The following is a 21,693-nucleotide window of genomic DNA, read 5'->3' as shown; positions in this document are numbered from 1 at the left end:
CCCTCTGGTGTGAGTCGGTACCTTATCCTTCCACGACCCTTCCTTTTAAGGTAGCAGCCGTACATTCTTCTACCCATACATTTACATACTGGCCTTTCATATAGCTTTCCCTTGGAAACAACACCACTTTGTTGGCGCTGTTTCTGCCCTGTAAATAATCAGCAGACCTTTTGGATTTACCCTCTATCAATACTTTGTGTAATTTGTTTAAATCCAATTGATTTCTCATCAAAGAATGTTCCCGCTGTCGTGTAATAATCTCATTTAACCTTCTCTTTTTGACCTCCAGGGGAACATCATCTTTGAATTTCTTGGCAGCCAGTGTGCCTGGCCGCTCCGAGTAGAAAAACATGTAGGAAAAATCATACTTTACATATTCCATTAAGCTGAGCGTATCCTGGTGTTCTTCTTCTGTTTCTGAGCAAAACCCTGCTATCATATCGGAAGATATACCACAGGCATCCCCAAGAATGCTTTTTATGCTATCCACTTTTTGGAGGTACCACTCACGGCTGTAGGTTCTGTTCATTAAATTCAAGACCCTGCTATTGCCACTTTGCACCGGCAGGTGGATGTATTTGCAAATATTTTCATATTTCCGCATGGTGTAAAGCACATCATCGGTTATGTCTTTGGGATGTGATGTGGAAAACCGCACGCGAAGGTCGGGATGTACCCTGGCCACTATTTCCAGCAATTGGGAAAAACGGACGACATTCGATTCCCCGGCTTTCTCAATTCGGGCCTTTCCTTTCAAAGTAGTGTTGGGTGACCATTTGTAAGAATCTACATTCTGCCCCAACAACGTGACCTCCCGGTATCCCTGATCGAATAGCGTTTGCGCTTCGTTGACAATCGAATACGGATCCCTGCTTCTTTCCCGGCCTCTCGTAAAGGGTACTACACAGAATGAACACATATTGTCGCAACCCCGCATGATTGAAATAAATGCCGTGACACCATTGGAATTTAACCTGACCGGACTAATATCCGCATAAGTTTCTTCCCGGGATAAAAATGTATTAACGGCTTTCCGGCCGCTATCCACCTCGTCCACCAGATTAGGCAGGTCGCGGTAAGCGTCCGGACCGGCCACCAGGTCTACAATCTTCTCCTGGTCCAGCAATTTTTCCTTCAGGCGCTCGGCCATACATCCCAGCACACCTACCATGAGCGAAGGCTTCCTCCCTTTTAGTGTATTAAACTGGCTCAAACGGTTTCTTACTGTTTGTTCAGCTTTTTCCCTGATGGAGCAAGTGTTGAGAAAAATTACATCTGCCTTGTTAAAATCGGAAGTGGTGTCAAAACCATTTTTTTTCATAATGGAGCTGACTATCTCCGAGTCCGAAAAATTCATCTGGCAACCATAGCTTTCAATGTATAGTTTTCGTCGCTGGCCCGTATTGGTCTCCTGCGAAACTTTTATGGTTTCACATACCATGGATGCTTCCTGATGGCTTTCCTCTATTATATCAATATCCTTGATTATTTCCGTCATTTTTCTAAAAAATTCTTTTTCGCTTTCTATCTTTTCTGCGTCCAGTTATTTATATAAGAATATGGACAAAGATAACAATTAGAAAAAACAAAAATGACATTTTGTCAGTAAAAAACTTAGTGTTTTCCGGCTGTTATCTGCTGGTTCGAATCTTTGGACTGACGCTCAGAATGGTGATTTTTGGTTTTGTCGTATCGGGTACAGAATCTCTCTTATTTTGTGCTTTTGGCTTTGATATCGAAGCCAACATTCACAGTGTTGTAGATCAGCCCATCCTTGGCTTTGTCCACAAACTTACTTTCCTGATTGTAGGAGACACCCCATTTGGTACGGTCGATGTTAAATTTTGCCCTGGCGTGGATTAAATTGTCCGAGAATTCGATTTTTGCAGGGAAGGTAATACTCAGTTCAACATCTTTTATGGTAAGGTTGCCTGTTACAAGGTGACTCGGGGCTTCAATAAAAAATTCTCCTTCTTTTGCTTCTTTCAACCATCGATCATTTTTTTTGATGTCAGTCACATCGGTAATCTCAAACAGGGCCTTCGGATAAGTGGCTACATCGAAAAAATCAATAGATTTCAAATGATTGTTTAACTTGGCATAATCTTCTGATCCGGTGGGTAAATCAAGAATGTCGATTTGGTTGAGGTTTAAGGTGACGGCTCCCCCGATAATTTGCTTTTCTTCTGTTGAGATTTTGCCCTCGCTGATCGGAATAATCCCATTGTGCCTGCCAGTAGGCTTGGTGCCCACCCAGGTTACTTCACTGATTTCGGTTGCTACTGTATAGTTCAGGGCCTTGGAGGTTATCTCCTTAACCTGCTGTGCGTTGGCAACGATAGCCTCGTGACTTTTAGGGTCAGAAACACAATAGGTAAGGCCAATGGCCAGGCCAAAGACGATCCATCGGGTAACTCCGGGGCCTGTGATCATTGTTTCCAGATTCATCTGTCATGTATTGAATTTAATAATTTACTAAAATTAATGTTGAGTTGAAATCTTTAATGAAAAAATAATATTATGTAGAAATTGTTTCATTAGTACATATTTTTTTTATTATTTGTATTGTTCTAAGAAATTTTTGAATTAACCGGGTTATTGTTAAGTGTTTTAAATGGCTATCATCAAATCGGTAAGGGGCACAAGCCCTGTTTTTGGGGAAGGATGTTTTATAGCAGATAATGCGACCATAGTAGGCGAAGTGAAAATCGGTAAACAATGTAGCCTCTGGTTTAATTCCGTGGTGAGGGGAGATGTCAATTCAATTACGATCGGGGATTATACCAACATTCAGGATGGGGCCGTTATTCACTGTACTTATCAAAAGGCAAAAACTGTAATAGGTAGTCAGGTATCCATTGGTCACAATGCCATAGTCCATGGTTGCACCATAGAAGACAATGTCCTTGTTGGCATGGGGGCTATTGTGATGGACCACGCCCATGTCGGGGCTTACGCAGTTATTGCAGCAGGAGCAGTGGTTTTGGAAGGCACAAAAGTGGAACCTGAAACCATTTACGCCGGCATTCCGGCCAGAAAAGTGAAAGATGTGAACGAAGCCATGAAATTGAATATGTATACCACCGCACAAAACTATTTAAAGTATAGTCAGTGGTTTAAGGACTAAAGTTTCGATAGAAGCCCAAGCTTAAATACCATCATTAACTATGATTATAAAACCTTCAGATGCCGAGTATCCGGATTTCTATAAGGGCTATATTGCCCTGGTTCCTGACGGAGACGTGATCAAATTTCTTAAAAAGCAAAAACGTTTGTTTACCGGATTGATTGACTCCATTCCGGAAGATCAATTATTGTATCGTTATGCCGAGGGAAAATGGACGATCAAGCAGATAGTAGGTCATGTGATTGACACAGAAAGGGTTATGGCCTACCGGGCTTTGGTTTTCAGTCGTGGAGAGCGACAGCCCATTCCCGGGTTTAACGAAAATGAGTATGTGGAGAAAGCTTCATTTAACAAAAAGAATATACAGGATCTGATCCTGGAGTTTGCCAAGCTAAGGGAGTCTAATCTGGCGCTTATTCAAGGCTTTACAGATGATATGATCGACAGAAAAGGCAATGCCAATGATTTTTTCTTTTCAGTCCGGGCAATTATTTATATTATTGCCGGACACGTTGAACATCATGTTAACGTTATTAGAGACAGATATTTGAGTAAAGAAACACATACTTGAATTTTTTAATTAAAATACTTCTATCTTCTATCGCAGTACTGGCAACAGGATATCTGTTGCCAGGGGTATCTGTGGCCAGTTTCACTTCTGCCTTGATTCTTGCCCTGGTGTTAAGCCTGTTAAACGTCACCTTAAAGCCACTATTGATTATATTTACCATTCCTGTTACCATTCTTACTCTGGGATTGTTTCTTCTGGTGATCAACGCGGTTGTGATATTAGTGGCAGATTATTTTGTTACGGGTGTTAATGTTTCGGGGTTTATCTGGGCGTTACTTTTCAGCATAGTGCTATCGGTTATCAACGCTATTTTAAATGGTATTTTTACGAACGGATAAAGCCTGTTTCTATCATGTCGAGATTCAATATTTTTTTGTTGCATCAATATTTTTTATTTGCTATTTTAAATACGAATATTCATTATTCAAGGGTGGATCGAGCTCCCTGTCTATCTTGAAAGAGAAGATTATCTTGCCGATAACAAACATAAATAATAAAGATTACCAGTTATGTATTTAACAAACGAGGGGTTCAGTATTGATAAGATCAAGGCATTCAAAGAAGAAATGGCTAAGTCCAATCAGCCATACATTGTTGTGGATTCGGAGGAAAACAATGAAGAATATCTTAACTTTTATTTTGTCGGGTTTTATGAAGGCAGAGAGGTCATCTATGACGCAGTGATTTACACACTCCGGTTACAACATGAAAGCGAATTGTATGAAATTGCTGAGCATGAAGCCGCCAAAAGGTTTTCGGGTTTTAAAAAAATCAAATACGAGGAGGACGAAAACGGTGATATGAGGGTGCTGGATGGGGATGAAGAAGAAATTGGCTTGTTCATGGCAGAGATTATTATGGAGCTGGAAGAAGAAGGTGCGGTAAAAGTGAAGGAACACGCAGAACTTGACCCGAACATTGATTTTGGGGTGGGGCTGGATGCCGGGCTTCATGTAAGTAGCATTACCGGTGATGTGGTTATTAAGTTTATTTCGGATTTTAATGAAGATAACCTCACACTTGACGATACCTTGTATTCTTTTCAAATGGAGCAGGATATATGACGCCCACCAAACAATAGTATAACTATATCGTTCAACTCTTGATATCTCCCGATTATCTATGCTAAAAGTAGCCTGGTCTGAGGTTTACAATCATCCTTTGCCCGAAAATCACAGATTTCCTATGATTAAATACGACCTGATTCCCGAACAATTGGTCTACGAAGGCACCCTTTCCTCCGAAAACCTTTTTACACCGGGCAAAATTGGGGAACATGAGATTTTGACAACCCACCAACCAGATTACTGGCATAAATTAAAACACCGTTTATTGTCGGCAAAGGAGGAAAGAAAAACCGGTTTCCCGCTTTCTGAAAATCTGGTGAACCGCGAAATTATTATCATGAAAGGCACTTTGACAGCGGCATTGCATGGTTTGAAAAGTGGCATTGGCATGAACATAGCAGGTGGTACTCACCATGCATTTTCCAATAAGGGAGAAGGCTTTTGCCTCCTCAACGATATAGCAATTGCAGCTAACCACCTGTTAAACAACCATATTTGCCAACGGATTCTGATCGTGGATCTCGATGTGCATCAGGGTAATGGGACGGCCGAAATATTCAGGGGTAATCCGGATGTGTTTACCTTCAGCATGCATGGGGAAAAAAATTATCCACTCCATAAGGAAGATTCCGATCTGGATGTGGCATTGCCGGACGATACGGATGACCGAACCTATCTTAAGCTTTTGGAATCTAATTTATCGGAATTAATGGATGCTTTTCAACCGCAATTTGTATTTTTTCAATCCGGCGTGGATGTACTCAAAACTGACAAGCTGGGCCGGCTGAGTCTGTCGAGGGAAGGCTGTAAAAAAAGAGATGCGATCGTGTTGAATGCCTGCCAACGCAACAGGATTCCCCTGGCCATCAGTATGGGCGGAGGTTATTCGGAAAAATTATCCGATATTGTTGAAGCACACGCCAACACCTTCAGACTGGCCCAGGAAATATACTTTTAATATTCGTTTAAAATCCATAACCCCACCGTCTATTTATATTAATATACCTTCCAAAGCACCCCGGTTTTATACGCCTTTTCCTTAAAAGTTTAAGCATGGAAAACATAAATTGGTTTTTTTTTGTATATTAATGTACCGGATCTATTTGCTTACGGAAGTTGAACAAAACATGAAATCAGACTTAGTGAAATTCAAAGATAGCGTTTTTTATTCTTTGGCGTTTATTGCGTTACTCTGGATTGTTAAAGCCATAGAATTCAGTATATCAGGAGATTTTGGCGACTACGGCATTTTACCAAGGAAGATTTCGGGCGCTATTGGCATCATTACAGGTCCTTTGATCCATGGTGATATTAATCATCTGTTCTCCAATACCATACCGCTGTTGATCCTTGGCATCGGCGTTATCTATTTTTACAACAAAATTGCCTTTGAAGTCATAGCCCTGATATACCTGATGACCGGCGTGTGGGTATGGATTGCCGCAAGGGAAGCATACCATATCGGCGCCAGCGGAATCGTTTATGGAATGGTTTCATTTCTGTTCTTCAGTGGTGTTTTTCGCAAAGACCCAAAATCCATTGCCGTATCCCTGGTAGTGACTTTCCTGTTGGGAGGAATGATTTACGGCATCTTTCCTACTAATGATAACATTTCCTGGGAGTCACACCTGCTTGGTTCTTTGGCAGGGGTGTTCTGTGCTTTTTATTTTCGAGGTGTTCCTACTTTCGATGCTGCCGGAAAAGGGAAGTTACCCACTGAAAATAACGATGAGAAGGAGCTGGAGCATACACTCAACTCGGATTTGAGTGACAAAGCCATCTCTTTTCAATATGATTTTGTGCCATCCAAAATAGCCACCAATAATCAGGATGAAAAATCGGCTGCCAATACCAAAAACGACCCGGACAAAAAATACATTAACACATACAAACTTTAGCCCCTTCCTTTTCCGCCCAATTGATCCGCCATTTCATTTTTTTTAGCGCGCTCATTTTTATTTTTGATATACGGCAATAAATATTAAATTATTTAATAGTTTAAAAGGAAAATAAGTGAACCGAAATTATTGCGTTATGAAGAGTGCCTTATTACTATTTTTGTTAGTTGGGGTTTTCTGTCCGGAGTTGCCAGCACAGGAGACTTTTCCAAGAAACGATGTTAAAGACCAGCGAAGACGTGCCTTTGCGTTTTTAAACGCTACGATTGTAACAGATGATCAGCAAACAATCGAAAATGGCGTAATGATCATTAAGGACGGAAAGATTATGGATGTAGGAACATCACTGAATGTTCCGGATGGATATTCGGTGGTGGATCTGGAAGGAAAATTTATTTATCCGGGACTAGTGGACATCTATTCCAGCTATGGTTTGCCGGAGGTGAAAACCCCCAAAAGACAGTGGGGAGGCCCGGAGCAAATTCAGTCAAAAACCAAAGGGGCCTACAATGCAAATCAGGCCATTAAGTCTGAATATGCCGCCTCAGAAGAATTTACCGCCCATGACAAAGCTGCCAAAAAACTGAGGAATCTCGGGTTTGGCTCCGTGTTGAGTTTTCGTCCCGATGGCGTCGCCCGGGGTACATCTGTTTTTGTTACCCTGGGGCAGGATTCTGAAAATAAGTTAATGCTCAATCCCGTGGTGGCAGCTCACTATTCCTTTAATAAAGGCAGCTCAACACAGGATTATCCGGTTTCTGCGATGGGGTATATTGCCCTGATGAGGCAGACATATTTGGATGCCGATTGGTATAAAAGTCTTACGGTAAAGCCTTTTATTGACCAATCCCTGATCGCCTGGAACCAAAACCAGCAACTTCCCCAGATATTTGAAACCACCAGTTGGTTGGGGCTTTTGCGTGCTGACAAGGTAGGGGACGAGTTTGGGCACCAATACATAATTAAAGGAAACGGTGATGAGTACAGGCGGATGAAGGAAATAACAGCTACCGGGGCACCATTGATTATTCCGCTAAATTTTCCTGAAGCATTTGATGTGGATGATCCCCTGGATGCCAGGAAGCTTTCGCTGGAACAAATGTTGCATTGGGAACTGGCCCCGACTAACCCCGGGGTATTAGAAAAAAACGGGATAACTTTTGCCATCACTACCTACAAAACCGAAGGAGGCAGGTTTTGGAAAAACCTGAGAAAAGCTATAAAGCATGGATTGTCCGAAGAAAGCGCTTTAAGAGCATTGACAACCACACCTGCGAGATTAGTTAGGATGGAAAACAAAGTTGGAAGCCTGAAAAAGGGCATGGTAGCCAACTTCCTGATTACTTCCGACAATATTTTTTCAGAAGAGGCGATCATTTATGAAAACTGGATACAGGGTAAAAAGTACATAATCAACCCTATAGATCAACCGGAAATTGCCGGTAAATATGCCCTGAGCTTTGCCGGCAATGATTATAACCTTGAAATAAGCGGTAAACCCGGAAAACCTGAAGCAAAGATCGTGTTGAACGATACCACGAGTATTAAAGTGAATGCCAAAGTCCGTGGGGAACTGGTAACACTTAATTTCAATGTCGAAGATGAAGAGGTTTCAGCCGGTGATATCAGGTTTTCAGGATGGATTGCGGACAATAACATAAAGGGAAGTGGTCAATTGGGAGATGGGGAATGGGTGAGCTGGAGTGCCATATATCAGGGCAAACTCCCTCCAAAAGAGAAAAAAGGCGAGGATCGGGAGGAAGATAATTTACAAACTGGCAAAGTCTTATTTCCGTTTTTGGGTTATGGTAATGCGGAGTTACCGCGGCAAAAGTCAGTTTTATTCAAAAATGCCACAGTTTGGACCAATGAAGCGGAAGGCATCATGCAAAATACCGATGTACTGGTAAAAAATGGAAAAATAGCCAAAATTGGGTCCAACCTGACTGACCGGGAGGCCGAAACGATCGATGCCAGCGGCAAGCACCTTACTTCCGGAATTATTGATGAACATAGCCACATAGCGGCCTCCAGCATTAATGACGTGGCCACCAATTCAGGTATGGTAAGAATTGGTGATGTCATCAATCCCGATGATATCAATATATACAGGCAATTGGCAGGAGGGGTCACGGCAGCACAGATTTTACATGGTTCAGCCAACCCCATTGGCGGACAATCGGCCCTGATTAAATTCCGGTGGGGGGCAGGGCCCGAGGGAATGAAAATCGAAGGGGCCGATGGATACATCAAGTTTGCATTGGGAGAAAATGTCAAAAGGTCGAGGAGCAGATCTTCGACCCGTTTCCCGCAAACGCGTATGGGGGTGGAACAGGTTTATATGGATGCCTTTTCCAATGCCCTGGAATACGAAAAAGAATGGCAGGCTTACAACAAGTTGAATGCCAGGCAAAAAGCCACCGCTATAAAACCCAGAAGGGACCTGGTACACGAAGCCATGCTGGAAATCATCCGTAGCGAGCGGTTTATCTCCTGCCATTCTTATGTACAATCGGAAATAAACATGCTGATGCACGTAGCGGAGCACTTCGGGTTTAAAGTCAATACCTTTACCCATATACTGGAAGGTTACAAAGTCGCCGATAAAATGGCGGCCCACGGTGCCGGTGGATCCACCTTCGCTGATTGGTGGGCCTATAAATGGGAGGTAAGATATGCCATTCCATATAACCCTCAATTGATGCAAATGGCCGGGGTAACGGTGGCCGTCAATTCAGATGATCCTGAGATGGCCAGAAGGTTAAATCAGGAGGCCGCTAAATCGGTAAAATATGGCGGTATGAGCGAAGAAGATGCCTGGAAAATGGTGTCACTCAACCCTGCCAAACTGCTGCGTTTAGATGATCGTACGGGTAGTGTCAAAGCAGGCAAAGATGCCGATCTGGTATTGTGGAATGACAACCCGCTTTCTATTTATGCAAAAGCGGAAAAAACAATGGTAGATGGTGTGATTTATTATGACATGGATGAAGACCGGAAAAAAAGGAAAGCAATCCGGGAAGAAAGGGCAAGATTGACTGCCAGGATGAAAGCGGCGAAAAAAGGCGGCGATCCCACCAGAAAACCTTTTGAAACCTCTACCATCGGTTTTCATTGCGATGTTATTGTCGGAGATAACTTTTTGTACCTGGGCGAAAATTGATGAGATAAATGTTGAAAACTATGAAAATACATATTCTATTATTTTGCTTGCTGACCGGCTTCGTCAACCGGGTCAATGCACAAACGATGGTGACTCCAGCCGGACCCCAGGAAACGCCTCTGCTTCTTACAGGCGCAACTGCCCACTTGGGTAACGGACAGATTATTGAGAATGCCGTCATAGGATTTGATAAAGGCAAATTAACCATCGTGGCCAAATCCGGAGAAGCGGTAAACAAATCCGGATATGAGATTGTCGATGTGACCGGAAAACACATTTATCCCGGCTTTATCCTTCCCGCCACGGATTTGGGGTTAGCGGAAGTATCTTCGGTCAGGGCAACCCTTGACAATGATGAAACCGGGTTGGTAAATCCCAACGTGAGATCCATTATAGCTTACAATACAGACTCGGAATTAATACCTACGCTACGATTTAACGGCATTCTAATCGCTCAGATCAGGGCTTTCGGAGGATTGATTTCCGGTACTTCTTCCATTGTGCAATTAGATGCCTGGAATTGGGAAGATGCCATTTTCCAGGCCGACGAGGGTATCTACATGAACTGGCCAAACCGGGAAACAAGACAATTTGATTTTAGCACTTTCACCTTCAAGACTTCACCCAATGAAAGGTATGATCAGTATATCGCCGAATTGACTGAGATATTTGCTGAAAGCCGCAATTATCGTAAAGGTGATTACGGTAATAAGGTGAATTTAAAGTTGGAAGCGATGAAGGGGCTTTTGGAAGGGGGCAAAAAGCTATACATCAATGCTAATGATGCCAAAAGTATCATCGAAAGTATAAAATTTGCCAAAAATATGGGTGTCGAAAAAGTTGTGCTGGTGGGTGCGGGCGAAGCCTATATGATTAAGGAATTTTTGAAAGCAGAGGACATACCTGTTATCCTGGGCAACGTTCACAGTCTGCCCCGGAAACCTGACGATGACGTGGATTTACCTTATCGCATGGCTTACCTGCTGCACCGGGAAGGTATTTTAACCGGATTAGCCTACAGAGGTACCCAAAATTCACGCAACTTGCCATTTTTTGCCGGAACTGCCGCTTCGTATGGCCTCGGAAGGGAAGAGGCATTGAAGCTGATAACTTCCAACACCGCTAAAATTCTGGGTATTGACGACCGTGTAGGATCCCTAGAAGTCGGCAAGGACGCAACATTGTTTGTTTCAGAGGGAGATGCCCTCGATATGCGATCAAATCAACTGATCCATGCATTTATCAATGGCCGGAAAATTCAGCTCGACGCCACCCAGCAGGCACTTTATCAAAAGTATAAAAGCAAGTATCAGGGAGATTAACCCGGCTATTAAAGCATGTGCCCGTATTTTTATCTACAGGCAAAAACCTCCGTGTCTCTTTGTGTCTTGGCGCCTTTGTGGTTAACCATTTTTCACCACAAAGGCGCCAAGACACAAAGAATTTTGGTGTAAACGTTGTGCAACAACCCTATCCCGCTCATATATTCGCGTCGATTGGCAAGGGCCATAAATACGTCTGTAGTCTAAACCCGATGCCCGAACAGTGCTTCAACCGTTTCCCTGAGAAGTGTTATACTCCTATGAATTTCCTCCTCGTTAAGGGAAGCAAAACCCAAACGTACTGCATTATGCTGCGACAAAAAATCCTTTTGGATGTTGATCACAAGTCTCTTTCTTTTTAGTTCCGCCGCCAGTTGTTCCGGATCGATATGCGGGCCGAAACAGGCCCAAACCACCATACCTCCTTCCGGTATTTTGAAGCTCACATGCTTTCCAAGATTATCTTTTAGCAATCTGCAAAACAAATCCCTTCTTTTTTTATAAATTTTAACGGTTTTCTTCAAATGCCTTTGAATTTCCCCGTCTTTGATCATTTCGGCTATGGCCATTTCCATAATGGGGTCTCCCTGCCTGTCTACAATTCGTCTTAATGGCTTTAATGCGGTAATTAATTCCGTTGGTGCCACGAGGTAACCGATCCGGATCGATGGTGCCAGTAATTTGCTGAAGGCCCCCACATAGATTACTAACCCTTGTTGATCTAAACTGGCGAGGGGAAGAATGGGACTGCTGGAATAATGATAATCGTAGTCATAGTCATCTTCCAAAACAGCAAACCTGTATTGCTCAGCCAGTTTTAAAAGTTCGATCCTTCGTTGAGCACTCAAAGTGACAGTGGTAGGAAAATGGTGATGTGGTGTGATATAAACCGCACTTACCCTCGCCTTGTTGCAGATTTTTTCAATTTCCGACACAACAATTCCGTGCTCATCTACCGGCACCGTTAAAAGATGAGCACCCATATTGCGGATCACAGCATTGGCGGCGCCATAGTTGGTCGATCCGACTACCACATGGGCACCGTGCTGAATTAACACATTAAATAATAAATAAATGGCCATTTGACTGCCACGGGTGATAAAAATGTTCTCTGCCGGGTAGTTTAACCCCCGGGTATCGGCCAAATACCTTGAAAGGGCCCTGCGCAGGGATAGTTCACCCTGAACATCATGATACTTTAGAAGTTTTCGACCTGCCTTGCTCTTGGCGATACCTTTACAATACCTGTATAAATATGCTACCGGTGCCAGCCGTTCATCAGGCGAGCCTTCATCGATTTCCAATAAATTATGGTCTGTGTACAGAGGAGTGACCAGTTTTGGGTTGGGCGTAATGGTAAAACCACACTTATCGAGTGCAGGCTTCCCCTTCCAACCGGATTGCGGTGTAATCTCCTGATGCTTCACTTTTGGCAATTCACCGCTGATGAAGCTACCCCTGGAGGCATGAATCTCAATCCAACCCTGTGCCATGAGTTCTTCATATGCCATAATCACCGTTTTTCTGTTTAATTCCAGCAACCTTGCCATTTCTCGGGAGCCCGGTAATCGCTGCCCCGGAACAAGGCGGCCCAGGTTGATTTCCCGGATGAAGCTATTGACTATTTGAAGGTATACAGCGGATTTGTGTGATTTGTCAATAGCAACAATACTTTTGAAAGGAAACATAACCGGACCATCTGAAAGTTTAAAATCGGATTACTATGATAGTCCGCTAAGTTACTACCTTTGACCAAAACTAAAAACCACCACCATGAATACTTACAGAATTACTGAAAGAAATCAAGTGAAAAGGCTGCCTAAAAGAGCCAGCTATGACCGGGAGACTGTTTACAAGATACTGGATGCAGCATTTGTGTGTCATGTGGGTTTTGTTGTTGAAGGTCAGCCATTTGTTATTCCAACCGCTTATGGCCGGGATGGAGATAAGATTTACATTCATGGGGCCACTAAAAGCAGGATGCTGGCCCATATGGAACAAGGCTTACCCGTATGCCTGACTGTAACGCATCTGGATGGCATAGTTGTTGCCAGATCGACTTTTCACTCTTCGGTCAACTACCGGTCTGTGATGGTTTTCGGCCAGGCAAAACCGGTCGGTAATGATCGGAAAAGCTACGCATTGGAGGTAATTACCAACCAAATTATCAATGGCAGGTGGGAAGAGGCGAGACCTCCCCACGAAAAGGAATTAAAGGGAACAACTGTATTGGCCATTGAGATTGAATCAGCCTCTGCCAAGATCAGAACCGGTGGCCCTAACGATGAGAAAGAAGATTACGACCTGGACATCTGGGCCGGTATCATTCCCCTGCGAATGATCGCAGGCACACCGGTGGCCGATGAGTGGCTCCGGGAAGGGCTTCCTATTCCCCCCTCAGCAAAAAACTACCAGTACGTTAAAGGGAAATAAACACCTCTCCAATATCCATAGTACGGCGCAAAGATATGGCACTTTTTCCGGTACTTACTACCTTAATGAACCGGAATATAAGTTTTGCCAGCCATAAGATTATTACAGCTCCATACACGGTAAACACCAGGTACCGGACCTTTAGCCAGTATCGACCACCGGCTGTACAGGTAACAGCCAGACAGAAGCTAACCGCCGTCAACCGGTAGCACCTTGTAACTGACTAAACAGTTTTATCTTTCGAAAATTGGTTTTATGGCATTTCGGAGCCTGTTTTTTGAAATATGTTTTTTATTTTTACCTGCAAAGGCTCTACAATAACGTGCGTGATAAAATAAAAAGATTCGAGGAAATCGCTGTCCGGCCCAATGTGATAGGCCCTGAAAAAAAGATTTATGAGCGCATAAAGGGCCGCTGGGGAAAGGATCACTTCGGGAATGAGCATGAGCTTGTACTGGAATTAGGTTGTGGCAGAGGCGAGTATACCGTAGGTTTAGCCCGATTATTCCCTGGCAAAAACTTTATAGGTGTAGACATAAAAGGTGACAGAATTTGGGTAGGCAGCTCCAAGGCACTGCAATTAAGTTTGGATAACGCGGCTTTTTTAAGGACACAGATACAATTCCTGCCTCGCTTTTTTACTAATGGAGAAGTGAGCGAAATATGGATAACTTTCCCCGACCCAAGACCTAAATTACGGGATGAAAAACACAGGCTGACTAACAACCATTATCTCGATGTATACAAGGACATCCTGATGTCAGGCGGCTATATCCACCTTAAAACAGACAATACTACTTTATTTGATTATACTTTGCAAATTTTGAACGAAAGACAAGACATTGAAAACCTGATCTTCACAAGAGATCTCTACAAATCACCCCATAACAATCGACATTTTGGGATAAAAACCAAATATGAACAGAAATTTCACGAACTCGGTGAGCGTATCAAATATCTGAAATTTCAATTTAAACAAACCTGATTTCGCCTGTTTTTGACAATATTCAAACAAGCCCATCTTAATTTTGAATTTTTCGTATAACAAATAACAGTTATATTTACCCTTCAAACCACAGACTGCTTAATGAGAAAACTAACATTACCATTCCATCATTTATTCTTTTTGCTCTTTCTTTCTCAGTTAATTTTTTATCACGCTTTTGCCCAAAAGCCCAAACAACCCAATGTCGCTGAAATCAAGCTGGCGCTTAAAAAGTTAAACGTGCTCGGCAACGTATTGTATTTCGCCGCGCACCCGGATGACGAAAACACAAGATTGATAGCCTATTTGGCCAATGAAAAACTGGTAAATACCGGTTATCTGTCGCTAACACGGGGAGATGGCGGGCAAAATCTTGTAGGCCCGGAGATCAGGGAGCAGTTGGGGATTATCAGAACACAGGAATTGCTTCAGGCCCGAAGCGTGGATGGCGGACAACAGTTTTTTACCAGAGCCAATGATTTTGGGTATTCAAAGTCCCATGAAGAAACAATAGCCATCTGGGGCAAAGATGAAGTAATGGCTGATGTCGTCTGGGTAATCAGAAATTTTAAACCCGATGTAATCATCACAAGGTTCCCTCCGGATAAAAGAGCGGGTCATGGCCACCATACCTCCTCAGCCGTGATTGCTATCGAGGCTTTTGATCTGGCTGCCGACCCCAAGGCGTTTCCCGAACAATTGCAGTATACTGATACATGGCAACCTGAAAGACTGTTCATCAACACAGGGAGATGGTGGAATAAATATATTTCAAAAGATTCCAAAGGTGTCACAACAGTGGATGTTGGGAAGTACAACCCTTTGTTAGGTAAATCATATACGGAAATAGCGGCATCAAGCAGGAGTATGCATAAAAGTCAGGGATTTGGCGCTACAGGATCGCGCGGGGAAAGTCTGGAATTTCTGGAATTTGTCAAGGGAAGCAAGCCACGCGATGGCATTTTTGACAATATCGATTATTCCTGGAACAGGGTAAAAGACGGACAGGTGTATCAGCAGAAGGTCAATGCGCTAATTGAAAATTTCGACCCGGAAAACCCCTCTTTGTCGGTACTTGACCTGGTTAACCTTTACAATTCCCTGGATAATCTGGAAAATGATTTCTGGAGGGAAAAAAAACAAAAAGAGGTTAAAAAACTGATTAGGGATTGTCTGGGGCTTTACCTGGAAATCAGGGCTGATGACTATTATGCGACGCCCAGATCATCAGTAAAACTTGACATTGAAATGATTACCAGGGCCGGAAATAAGCTGGATGTGCAAAACTTTCAGTTCGAGCATACAGAGGAGCTGGTTATCATCAACAAACCACTGCAGGAAAATATCCGGTTAGCCCATAGCCTCGATATCACCATACCCGGGGATTTTCCCTTTACAATACCCTATTGGCTTAAGGAAGAAGGTTCTTACGGTTTGTTTAAGGTAAATGACCTTCAGCTTATTGGTAAACCTGAAAATGGGCCGGCACTTTTGGCTACCTTCAAGATCAAAATTGAAGGTAACGTTTTTGATTTTCAGGTTCCGGTTATCTATAAATGGAACGATCCGGTGGACGGAGAGTCTTACAGACCTTTTATTATTGTTCCTCCCATCGCGGTAAATGCCTCCGAAAATGTCATGATCTTCGCAGATGATGATCCAAAAGATATATATTTTACGGTCGCGGCCAGTGCAGATAGCATCAGTGGCCGGTTGAAACCCAGGTTACCTGCCGGGTGGACTACTACTCCTGAAAGTTACTCGGTGAAAATGCTTCAAAAGGGAACCGAGCAGGTTTTTCATTTCAAGGTTTTTCCTTCCCGGGAGCAAAGTGTCGGTAACCTTTCAGCCTATTTTGAATATGATGGCCGTAAATATGACCAAAGCGTGAAGTTTATTGATTATGACCATATTCCGGTACAGACCCATTTATTCAAGTCTTCGATAAAGCTGGTCAAATTGAACATAACCAGATACGGCACCAAAATCGGTTATGTGATGGGGGCGGGCGACGATATACCCTCCAGCCTTGAGCAGATTGGCTATCGGGTGGATATACTGAACGATGACGATATCTCAGTGCCTAACCTTCAACGATACGATGCCATCATTTTGGGTGTAAGGGCGCTTAATACCCACAAAAGACTGAAGTATTATCAGAACAAATTATTGTCATATGTGCGTGGTGGTGGAAACCTGATTGTGCAATATAACACCAGTTTCCGGTTGGTGACAGAAAAGTTTTCACCTTACCCTCTGAAGCTCTCCAGGGACAGGGTATCTGAGGAAGATGCCAGGGTGAAGTTTTTAAATCCGGAACATGAAGTCTTGAATATGCCCAACAAGATCACCCATGAAGACTTTGAAGGCTGGGTCCAGGAACGTGGGCTCTATTTTCCCAATGAATGGAGCAGTGAATATGCTCCGATATTATCGTGGCATGACAAAGGTGAGGATCCGAAAAAGGGTAGCCTTCTGATCGCCAAATATGGGGAGGGCTACTATACGTACTGCGCGATCTCTTTTTTCAGGCAGTTGCCGGCCGGCGTTCCGGGAGCCTACCGGCTTTTTACCAATATTATATCTATGGGTAACGGTCCGGTGAAAACAAAACAGATCAAACCATGAGTGAATTTGACAAAAATTCCCCCGACAAAGATGATTTACCCCCTTTTTTTAAGTCCTGGAATGGGGCCTACCTGTTTTTGATGGCGAACCTGACTTTTTTGATTATACTGTTCTATCTGTTTACCAGATTTTTTGAATGAGCAATATAGACTATCTGATACTTTTTGGTACGTTGATTCTCATAGTTTTCTATGGAGTCTATAAAACGAGAGGGGTCCAAAGCATGGATTCTTATTTGAGGGGAGGAGACGATACCAAATGGTGGGCAATAGGCCTGTCAATAATGGCTACACAGGCCAGCGCGATCACCTTTCTTTCCACACCCGGTCAGGCTTATACCGATGGTATGCGCTTTGTCCAGTTTTACTTTGGGCTGCCGCTGGCCATGATATTGATATCCATTTTTTTCCTGCCGCTTTATTACAAATTGAAGGTGTACACAGCCTATGAGTATTTGGAATCGAGGTTTGATCTTAAAACCAGGATGCTGGCCGCTTTGATTTTTTTGATCCAAAGGGGGCTTGCGGCAGGCATCACTATTTATGCACCATCGATTATTTTATCTACTTTGTTGAACTGGGACCTGAGAATAACTAACGTAATTATCGGCCTGGCAGTAATCATCTATACGGTTTCCGGCGGCACCAAAGCCGTTACACAGACGCAGAAACATCAAATGGCAATTATGATGGTGGGGATGGTGGTTGCGGGTATTCTGGTGATCACCTCCCTGCCTGAAGGAATTGGCTTCATAGATGCCCTGCATGTGGCCGGCAAAATGGACCGGTTGAATGTGGTGAATTTTTCCTTTGATTTAGGTGATCGCTACAATTTTTGGTCGGGTATGACGGGTGCGGTGTTTTTGTTTATGTCTTATTTCGGTACGGATCAAAGCCAGGTACAAAGATATCTTACCGGAAGGTCGTTAAAAGAAAGCAGGATGGGGTTAATGATGAACGGACTTTTGAAAGTACCCATGCAATTTGTGATATTGTTTATCGGTGCCATGGTGTTTGTATTTTATCAATTTAGTCCTCCTCCCATTTTTTTTAACAGCGCTGTCAGGGAACAAATCATGCAAACAGACAAAGGCCGTGACTTTCGGAAGCTGGAAGAAAATTATACGCAAAAATTCGAAACAAAGAGGCTGGCTGTCGAGGGATTAGTCAGTGCAGTAAACAGTGGAAACCAAAACGAAATCGATCAGGCCCGGTTGAAATTAAACGGTTTGCAAATGGAATCCGATCAGATCAGGGAAAGGGCAAGGCAGGTAATCCGTGAGGGAATACCAAATGCGGAAACCAATGACAAGGACTACATTTTTATGCATTTTGTGATGAATACACTGCCGGTAGGTATTATTGGGTTGTTGTTTGCCGTAATATTTTCAGCGGCGATGTCTTCCACCTCCTCTGAACTCAATGCACTCGGTTCAACCACTACCATCGATATCTATAAACGAAGGCTTAATTCAGGAAAAACGGATAAACATTATCTGGGTACCTCAAAATTATTTACGCTGATCTGGGGTATTATTGCGATTGTGTTTGCTTCCACGCTTTCACTTTTCGAAAACCTGATTCAGGCAGTTAACCTCATCGGTTCATTGTTTTATCCTATTGTATTGGGAATCTTTGTAGTGGCTTTTTTCTTTAAATCCATTAAAAGCAATGCAGTTTTTCTCGGGGCTATCATCGGCCAGGTGGCGATCGGGATCATTCATTATTTAAACATACAAGGGACAGCGGGAATTTTTACAATGGGCTTTCTTTGGTATAATGCCATGGGCTGCCTGCTGGTGATAATAATAAGTTATCTGATCCAGATAATCAGGGATTTAGGCGTTCGAAACAATCACTTCACCAAGTCATAGCATGACTCAAAGTCATACTATGACTATCCCACTTTAAGAACTACGCTACAGGTTAGCCATCACTGCAGCTTAGACCATTTTTCAATATACTTTTGGTTGGATTTGATATACCCAAAATCACTTTGAGCCGATTTGGCTAATTCCATGGATTGGTTGGCAGTCGCAATGGCGCCCTTGTAGTCTTTCATTTTAGCCTGTATCCTTGCTTTGGTTTGTACATGCCAAAATGCATTGGGATTGTATTCAACGGCTTTGGAGATCCACTCCAGGGCTTTATTCAAATCCATGTCATTGGCAAAATAGTAGTTAGCGGCAGAGGCGTATTGGTTGACAAGGGAAGCATTAGGGTTTTTGGCAAATCGCTTTATGCTGGCCATCACCTTAGTTTTGGTGTCGACAGTCATTTGTATGGGAACGATAATATCGCTCCATTTAAGTCGTATGGTAGCACTTTCATCCTTTAAATCCCCAATATCAAAGGTAAGGTTTTCCACATGATTTGGATTTTTAACCGAGTTAACCGTAAACCTGGTTAATTCCTCAGACTCGTCATAAGCACTGACATTACCGCCGATGCCAAGGTCTTTATAAATCATAATGGTCCACTGTTTTTTGCCGGGAATTGAGTAGATGGCATACTTCCCTGCCGGAACTTCTTTTCCTTCCAATTTAACATCATCGCTAAACGCTATGGTGGTCGCATTGTTGGCGCCGGTTCTCCACATTTTTCCATATTCTTCTACATCCACAAATACCTTCCTTCCTTTCACTCCGGGCCGTGAGTAGTTGATAGTAACATCTGTCAGCCCCACTTTCTGTTCAATTTTGCCAGCCGGACTGGGCGCGGGGGTTTGAATTTGGGCGCTGGAAAAATGAAAAACAAAACTGAATGCCAGGGCCGCGGTAAAAACGATAAGTATTTTTTTCATTATCTTATTAGTTTTGATTAAGGTTGTAAATATAAATTTGTTATTGTATTATACGAAATTTAAAAAAATCGTTGCGCGTCAAAACAAGGTAACCGATATTAAATACTATACTGTGAATCAGATTCTCCAGCCGGATTTTTTTTATCAACAGGATGTTGTCAATGTTGCCAGACAATTATTGGGCAAAGTGCTGGTCACTTATATTGACAACCAGTTAACTGCAGGAATCATTACAGAAACCGAAGCCTACAGTGGTTGCCGCGACAGGGCCTGTCACGCAAGTAATGGCAAGACCAACCGCACCAGTGTCATGTATGATCAGGGTGGAGTGGCCTATGTCTATCTTTGTTACGGAATTCACCATCTATTCAACATTGTGACCAATGTCAGAAATTATGCCGATGCTGTGTTGGTAAGGGCATTGGAACCCTTGGATGGCATAGACGCCATGCTGGCCAGGAGAAATAAAAGCCATCCGGACCACACGCTCACATCGGGTCCGGGTTCACTATCACGGGCAATGGGAATTAATCTGAGCCATTATGGTGCCAAACTATACACAAGAGAGAATATCTGGATTGAGGACAGGGGTTTAACTGTCAGCCTGGAAAACATCAAATCTACGCCAAGAATAGGTGTAGCCTATGCAGGCACCGACGCCCTGCTGCCATGGAGGTTGTATATTGACAATAATAAATATGTAAGTAAAGGGAAATTTATTCAAAAAGCAGATTAATTTTTTCCTGGTTAGATAATAACTCCGGGCTTTGTTTTCGAAAATAGCTCAATTCATCATCGATCGTTCTATTGATTCTTTCCAGTTTTTTCCTGGTCCCCTGATCAAACGGATAGGTAACATAACTGTTATTGATGAGGTCATTAAATTTCTGAATTTGGAATATATAATAGCCTTGCAGTTGAAAGATGATATAAGCGGTATCATCGATTACCTTTTTCAAATAATCCCGGTTTTCCTCATTATTTAACCTATCGAGGCATGAGAGGTTGATTTCACTTAGTTTTTGTATACCAGCCTTCAAAGCAAAAATTTCTGCTTTCATATAATTTCTGAAGAAATCCTCACTGGTCTGATTGTGTGGATAGGAGCCACTTTGTAACATGGAATAATCAATTTCTACGGTGGGCGCTAACGTGTTAAGCTGTCTTTTCATGGAAATGATGGCAATGACCGGAATACTTAATGAAATGATAGCGCCACCATAGCGAAGATTGTCATTGTCGTTGTCACTGCCTGCCAGCAACAAGGCGGAAGACAGTAAGCCAAGCCCCAGTGAAAAATAAGAACGCCTTTTAATGGATCGCTTAAGATTTTCGGCAGTTTCATTAAAAGCCTGCTGACTTTGAATGGCCTCATAAATCTCCTGTAGCCTGATACTTTCTTCCAACTCATTCAACAGACTTTCAATGCTAAGTGTTCGCTTGATTATCTCATTGTTTTTAATAAGAAGCTGTTTGATAATTCGATGAACCGAGTCTTTTTTTTGCTCATCGGCAACCAGAAAATTAACTTTCGGGCGTTTTTGTTGTATACTAAGAAAGGGCGTTCCCAATACTTCGTGAGCGATAAAGTGCAATGGGGCACAAAGAAAACTGCACAATATGTAAAGTCTCAAAAGAACGTTTTGGTTAAAAAACATGATTTGCCTTTATTTTAATTCATGGCAATATTATTGATA

The 21,693-nt window shown here is 42.8% G+C and carries 20 protein-coding genes; 15 read left to right on the top strand and 5 right to left on the bottom strand.

The genetic code is table 11. The annotated features are described in order from the left end of the window. Nucleotides 1–22: 22 nt before the first annotated feature. Nucleotides 23–1,498 carry a tRNA (N6-isopentenyl adenosine(37)-C2)-methylthiotransferase MiaB gene (gene miaB, locus AC04NP_RS04630; RefSeq protein ID WP_482858338.1) on the bottom strand — a complete coding sequence of 492 codons (1,476 nt, stop codon included), beginning with the start codon at nt 1,496–1,498 and terminating at the stop codon, nt 23–25. A gap of 212 nt (nt 1,499–1,710) precedes the next feature. Beyond that, nucleotides 1,711–2,448: a YceI family protein gene (locus AC04NP_RS04625; RefSeq protein ID WP_482858337.1), complete on the bottom strand. Its 738-nt coding sequence runs from the start codon at nt 2,446–2,448 to the stop codon at nt 1,711–1,713. 166 nt (nt 2,449–2,614) lie between these two features. Between AC04NP_RS04625 and AC04NP_RS04620 the strand changes: the two genes are divergently transcribed. The 8 genes from AC04NP_RS04620 to AC04NP_RS04585 all read left to right on the top strand — a co-directional run bounded on the left by AC04NP_RS04620 (nt 2,615) and on the right by AC04NP_RS04585 (nt 11,148). Then, nucleotides 2,615–3,127, top strand: a complete 513-nt coding sequence (locus AC04NP_RS04620; protein ID WP_482858336.1) for a gamma carbonic anhydrase family protein — start codon at nt 2,615–2,617, stop codon at nt 3,125–3,127. Nucleotides 3,128–3,167: 40 nt separating this feature from the next. Beyond that, nucleotides 3,168–3,698, top strand: a complete 531-nt coding sequence (locus AC04NP_RS04615; protein WP_482858335.1) for a DinB family protein — start codon at nt 3,168–3,170, stop codon at nt 3,696–3,698. Beyond that, nucleotides 3,695–4,036, top strand: a complete 342-nt coding sequence (locus AC04NP_RS04610; protein WP_482858334.1) for a phage holin family protein — start codon at nt 3,695–3,697, stop codon at nt 4,034–4,036. The genes AC04NP_RS04615 and AC04NP_RS04610 overlap by 4 nt, the downstream gene beginning before the upstream one ends. Nucleotides 4,037–4,207: 171 nt before the next feature. Further along, a complete protein-coding gene (locus tag AC04NP_RS04605) occupies nt 4,208–4,762 on the top strand; it encodes a hypothetical protein (protein ID WP_482858333.1) in 555 nt (184 codons plus the stop codon). A gap of 58 nt (nt 4,763–4,820) precedes the next feature. Continuing rightward, nucleotides 4,821–5,723, top strand: coding sequence for a histone deacetylase family protein (locus AC04NP_RS04600; RefSeq protein WP_482858332.1), 903 nt, complete (start codon nt 4,821–4,823; stop codon nt 5,721–5,723). A gap of 169 nt (nt 5,724–5,892) precedes the next feature. After that, the gene (locus AC04NP_RS04595) at nt 5,893–6,663 is read left to right on the top strand and encodes a rhomboid family intramembrane serine protease (protein ID WP_482858331.1); all 771 of its coding nucleotides are present in this window, start codon (nt 5,893–5,895) and stop codon (nt 6,661–6,663) included. A 136-nt stretch (nt 6,664–6,799) separates the two neighbouring features. After that, entirely contained in the window at nt 6,800–9,826 is a 3,027-nt protein-coding gene (locus AC04NP_RS04590; protein WP_482858330.1) for an amidohydrolase family protein, read from the top strand. Between the two features lie 20 nt (nt 9,827–9,846). Continuing rightward, nucleotides 9,847–11,148 carry an amidohydrolase family protein gene (locus AC04NP_RS04585; RefSeq protein WP_482858329.1) on the top strand — a complete coding sequence of 434 codons (1,302 nt, stop codon included), beginning with the start codon at nt 9,847–9,849 and terminating at the stop codon, nt 11,146–11,148. A gap of 203 nt (nt 11,149–11,351) precedes the next feature. Here AC04NP_RS04585 and pdxR read toward each other — a convergent pair whose 3' ends face one another. Next, nucleotides 11,352–12,836 (bottom strand): MocR-like pyridoxine biosynthesis transcription factor PdxR, encoded by a 1,485-nt coding sequence (gene pdxR / locus AC04NP_RS04580; protein ID WP_482858328.1) that lies wholly within the window; start codon nt 12,834–12,836, stop codon nt 11,352–11,354. 85 nt (nt 12,837–12,921) lie between these two features. On the opposite strand from pdxR, the gene AC04NP_RS04575 reads away from it, so the two are divergent. From AC04NP_RS04575 to AC04NP_RS04550, 6 genes are all read left to right on the top strand, one after another. Beyond that, nucleotides 12,922–13,581, top strand: a complete 660-nt coding sequence (locus tag AC04NP_RS04575) for a pyridoxamine 5'-phosphate oxidase family protein (RefSeq protein ID WP_482858327.1) — start codon at nt 12,922–12,924, stop codon at nt 13,579–13,581. Nucleotides 13,582–13,616: 35 nt separating this feature from the next. Next, nucleotides 13,617–13,790, top strand: coding sequence for a hypothetical protein (locus AC04NP_RS04570; protein WP_482858326.1), 174 nt, complete (start codon nt 13,617–13,619; stop codon nt 13,788–13,790). 113 nt (nt 13,791–13,903) lie between these two features. Continuing rightward, complete coding sequence (gene trmB, locus AC04NP_RS04565) at nt 13,904–14,566, top strand: tRNA (guanosine(46)-N7)-methyltransferase TrmB (protein WP_482858325.1); 663 nt, start codon at nt 13,904–13,906, stop codon at nt 14,564–14,566. 102 nt (nt 14,567–14,668) lie between these two features. Beyond that, entirely contained in the window at nt 14,669–17,194 is a 2,526-nt protein-coding gene (locus tag AC04NP_RS04560; protein ID WP_482858324.1) for a PIG-L family deacetylase, read from the top strand. Next, on the top strand, nt 17,191–17,334 hold the full coding sequence (locus AC04NP_RS04555) for a hypothetical protein (RefSeq protein WP_482858323.1): 144 nt from the start codon (nt 17,191–17,193) through the stop codon (nt 17,332–17,334). Before AC04NP_RS04560 ends, AC04NP_RS04555 begins: the two co-directional genes overlap by 4 nt. Continuing rightward, nucleotides 17,331–19,067, top strand: coding sequence for a sodium:solute symporter family protein (locus tag AC04NP_RS04550; protein WP_482858322.1), 1,737 nt, complete (start codon nt 17,331–17,333; stop codon nt 19,065–19,067). Before AC04NP_RS04555 ends, AC04NP_RS04550 begins: the two co-directional genes overlap by 4 nt. Before the next feature lie 59 nt (nt 19,068–19,126). Here AC04NP_RS04550 and AC04NP_RS04545 read toward each other — a convergent pair whose 3' ends face one another. Next, nucleotides 19,127–19,996: a DUF2911 domain-containing protein gene (locus AC04NP_RS04545; protein WP_482858321.1), complete on the bottom strand. Its 870-nt coding sequence runs from the start codon at nt 19,994–19,996 to the stop codon at nt 19,127–19,129. 112 nt (nt 19,997–20,108) lie between these two features. Between AC04NP_RS04545 and AC04NP_RS04540 the strand changes: the two genes are divergently transcribed. Beyond that, the gene (locus tag AC04NP_RS04540; RefSeq protein ID WP_482858320.1) at nt 20,109–20,732 is read left to right on the top strand and encodes a DNA-3-methyladenine glycosylase; all 624 of its coding nucleotides are present in this window, start codon (nt 20,109–20,111) and stop codon (nt 20,730–20,732) included. On the opposite strand, the gene AC04NP_RS04535 is transcribed toward AC04NP_RS04540, so the two are convergent. Beyond that, nucleotides 20,713–21,630, bottom strand: a complete 918-nt coding sequence (locus AC04NP_RS04535) for a hypothetical protein (protein ID WP_482858319.1) — start codon at nt 21,628–21,630, stop codon at nt 20,713–20,715. The two genes, AC04NP_RS04540 and AC04NP_RS04535, sit on opposite strands and share 20 nt — an antisense overlap. Between the last annotated feature and the right edge of the window lie 63 nt (nt 21,631–21,693).

This window comes from Agaribacillus sp. DX54, assembly GCF_056858335.1.
The sequence above is the reverse complement of the archived record's forward strand: the minus strand, read 5'-3'. Positions and strand labels throughout refer to the sequence as shown.